This is a genomic window from Alcanivorax limicola (assembly GCF_019931215.1).
Taxonomy (GTDB): domain Bacteria; phylum Pseudomonadota; class Gammaproteobacteria; order Pseudomonadales; family Alcanivoracaceae; genus Isoalcanivorax; species Isoalcanivorax limicola.
In genome coordinates this window covers 1-3,985 of record NZ_JAIOUB010000008.1, presented here as the reverse complement: position 1 = coordinate 3,985, position 3,985 = coordinate 1, and the positions used below count along the sequence as shown (strand labels likewise).

Genomic DNA, 3,985 nt, shown 5'->3' with positions numbered 1-3,985 from the left:
GTCACATGGCAGCGCGTTGCGCTGCGAGGTAGTGGGAGGAGGACTTCGCTCCTAAATATAAAAAACCCCCGACGCGGAGCGGCGGGGGTCTTTTATATTTAGGAGCCTGACGATGACCTACTCTCACATGGGGAGACCCCACACTACCATCGGCGATGCGTCGTTTCACTTCTGAGTTCGGTATGGGATCAGGTGGTTCCAACGCTCTATGTTCGTCAGGCAAACCGGTATGGCCGAGGCCAAATTGGGTTGCCTTCAGTCACACCCTGTATCGGGTGCAGCTCAAGACTTTGGATAGAGTCGGCTTGATAACGCTGCCGGTGTCGAGTGTTTCGCGTAAGACGTCAGCATTGGTACTGACCTTGTGTCTTTCGGCTTGGTCTTTGCAGACCGCAATCCGTGTCTTCTGATCGTGCTTGCCACCCGGATCTTCGCTCAGCTCTCGCTGTCGATGACCGCTTTGGGTTATATGGTCAAGCCGCACGGGCAATTAGTACTGGTTAGCTTCACACATTACTGCGCTTCCACACCCAGCCTATCAACGTGGTGGTCTTCCACGGCCCTTCAGGGGCATCAAGTGCCCAGGGAGATCTCATCTTGAGGGAGGCTTCCCGCTTAGATGCTTTCAGCGGTTATCCCGTCCGAACGTAGCTACCCGGCAATGCCACTGGCGTGACAACCGGAACACCAGAGGTTCGTCCACTCCGGTCCTCTCGTACTAGGAGCAGCTCCTCTCAAATCTCCAACGCCCACGGCAGATAGGGACCGAACTGTCTCACGACGTTCTAAACCCAGCTCGCGTACCTCTTTAAATGGCGAACAGCCATACCCTTGGGACCGGCTTCAGCCCCAGGATGAGATGAGCCGACATCGAGGTGCCAAACACCGCCGTCGATATGAACTCTTGGGCGGTATCAGCCTGTTATCCCCGGAGTACCTTTTATCCGTTGAGCGATGGCCCTTCCATACAGAACCACCGGATCACTAAGACCAGCTTTCGCTCCTGCTCGACTTGTAGGTCTCGCAGTCAAGCACCCTTATGCCTTTGCACTAACCGTACGATGTCCGACCGTACTTAGGGTACCTTTGTGCTCCTCCGTTACTCTTTGGGAGGAGACCGCCCCAGTCAAACTACCCACCACACATTGTCCCTGATCCGGATAACGGACCTAGGTTAGAACCCCAAACATGCCAGGCTGGTATTTCAAGGTTGACTCCACCGGAACTGGCGTCCCGGTTTCAATGTCTCCCAGCTATCCTACACAAGCAGGCTCAAAGTCCAATGCGAAGCTATAGTAAAGGTTCACGGGGTCTTTCCGTCTAGCCGCGGGTACACAGCATCTTCACTGCGATTTCGATTTCACTGAGTCTCGGGTGGAGACAGCGCCCCCATCATTACGCCATTCGTGCAGGTCGGAACTTACCCGACAAGGAATTTCGCTACCTTAGGACCGTTATAGTTACGGCCGCCGTTTACCGGGGCTTCGATCAAGAGCTTCTCCGAAGATAACCCCATCAATTAACCTTCCGGCACCGGGCAGGCGTCACACCCTATACGTCCACTTTCGTGTTTGCAGAGTGCTGTGTTTTTAATAAACAGTTGCAGGGGCCTTTTCACTGCGGCCGACAGACGCTTACGGGGCAAGCCCTTCACATCCACCGGCGTACCTTCTCCCGAAGTTACGGTACCATTTTGCCTAGTTCCTTCACCCGAGTTCTCTCAAGCGCCTTAGAATACTCATCCCAACCACCTGTGTCGGTTTAGGGTACGGTTCCTCATGACCTGAAGCTTAGAAGGTTTTCCTGGAAGCATGGCATCAACCACTTCCCGGCCCAAAGGGCCAGTCGTCTCGACTCTCAGCCTTAGGATCCCGGATTTACCTAAGATCCCAGCCTACGGTCTTTCCCCGGGACAACCAACGCCCGGTAGGTATAGCCTTCTCCGTCACTCCATCGCAGTCACAAGAAGTACGGGAATATTAACCCGTTTCCCATCAGTTACGCTCTTCAGCCTCACCTTAGGGGCCGACTCACCCTGCGCCGATTAGCGTTGCGCAGGAAACCTTGGTCTTTCGGCGTGCAGGTTTTTCACCCGCATTATCGTTACTCACGTCAGCATTCGCACTTCTGATACCTCCAGCAAGCTTCTCAACTCACCTTCAACGGCTTACAGAACGCTCCCCTACCACATGCACTAAGTGCACATCCGCAGCTTCGGTATCCAGTTTGAGCCCCGTTACATCTTCCGCGCAGGCCGACTCGACCAGTGAGCTGTTACGCTTTCTTTAAAGGATGGCTGCTTCTAAGCCAACCTCCTGGCTGTCTGAGCCTTCCCACATCGTTTCCCACTTAACTGGATTTAGGGACCTTAGCTGGCGGTCTGGGTTGTTGCCCTCTTCACGACGAACGTTAGCACCCGCCGTGTGTCTCCCACGCTGCACTCCTCGGTATTCGGAGTTTGCATCGGTTTGGTAAGCCGGGATGGCCCCCTAGCCGAAACAGTGCTCTACCCCCGAGGGTGATACGTGAGGCGCTACCTAAATAGCTTTCGGGGAGAACCAGCTATCTCCGGGCTTGATTAGCCTTTCACTCCGACCCACAGCTCATCCGAATCTTTTTCAACAGATCCCGGTTCGGTCCTCCAGTGCGTGTTACCGCACCTTCAACCTGGCCATGGGTAGATCGCCCGGTTTCGGGTCTAATCCCAGCAACTATGCGCCCTATTAAGACTCGGTTTCCCTACGGCTCCCCTATTCGGTTAACCTCGCTACTGAAATTAAGTCGCTGACCCATTATACAAAAGGTACGCCGTCACCCGCCTAAACGGGCTCCGACTGCTTGTACGTACACGGTTTCAGGTTCTATTTCACTCCCCTCTCCGGGGTTCTTTTCGCCTTTCCCTCACGGTACTGGTTCACTATCGGTCAGCCAGGAGTATTTAGCCTTGGAGGATGGTCCCCCCATGTTCAGTCAGGATAACACGTGTCCCGACCTACTCGTTTTCACTCATAAGAACCTTTCGCATACGGGGCTATCACCCACTATGGCCGCACTTTCCAATGCGTTCTGCTAGATTCAAACAAGCTTAAGGGCTAATCCGCGTTCGCTCGCCGCTACTGACGGAATCTCAATTGATTTCTGTTCCTACGGGTACTTAGATGTTTCAGTTCCCCGCGTTCGCCTCCCAAGACCTATGTATTCAGTCAAGGGATACCTGCCTTACAGCAGGTGGGTTGCCCCATTCGGAAATCTCCGGATCAAAGGTTGTTTGCTACCTCCCCGAAGCTTATCGCAAGCTACAACGTCCTTCATCGCCTCTGGCTGCCAAGGCATCCACCGTGTACGCTTCGTCACTTGACCATATAACCCAAAACAGTCTTCAAAACTCAAAGACCACCAGGATCACACGATCGGACGACACATCGATTACGCCGAAAAACACAAGTGTCAGTACTCCAATCACTTACGTCTTTACTTAAAACAATCGACTTCTCTATCCATATTGTTAAATAGCACACCAGACTCGTCATCATGGTGTTTGGTGTAAAACCAAAAGCAAACAAGCTGCGTCTTTATTCCTCAAGCAACGCGCTTGCTTTTGGGTTTTCACCTTTTGTATCAGCCGGGACACCTGGTGGAGCCAAGCGGGATCGAACCGCTGACCTCCTGCGTGCAAGGCAGGCGCTCTCCCAGCTGAGCTATGGCCCCAGGTTTCCGGCGTCTCAGATTCATCCCGCTACTGCTCGGATAAATCTGGTGGGTCTGGGTGGATTTGAACCACCGACCTCACCCTTATCAGGGGTGCGCTCTAACCAACTGAGCTACAGACCCGAAACTCTCGGTTCTGCACCCTTTAACCAGACAGACAAACGTGTGGGTCCCTGCAATGTGTGCGGGTCGTCGTTAAGGAGGTGATCCAGCCGCAGGTTCCCCTACGGCTACCTTGTTACGACTTCACCCCAGTCATGAACCACACCGTGGTAAT

Annotated in this window: 2 tRNA genes and 3 rRNA genes; all 5 read right to left on the bottom strand. The window is 53.7% G+C overall.

What is annotated here, in order from left to right:
- Positions 1 to 104: 104 nt before the first annotated feature.
- Positions 105 to 220: ribosomal RNA gene (gene rrf, locus K8B33_RS15990) — 5S ribosomal RNA — on the bottom strand.
- 249 nt (positions 221 to 469) lie between these two features.
- Positions 470 to 3,360 (bottom strand): 23S ribosomal RNA (locus tag K8B33_RS15985).
- Positions 3,361 to 3,632: 272 nt separating this feature from the next.
- Positions 3,633 to 3,708 (bottom strand) — tRNA-Ala (locus K8B33_RS15980).
- A 46-nt stretch (positions 3,709 to 3,754) separates the two neighbouring features.
- Positions 3,755 to 3,831, bottom strand: a tRNA-Ile gene (locus tag K8B33_RS15975).
- 73 nt (positions 3,832 to 3,904) lie between these two features.
- Positions 3,905 to 3,985 (bottom strand): 16S ribosomal RNA (locus K8B33_RS15970); the annotation flags it as partial.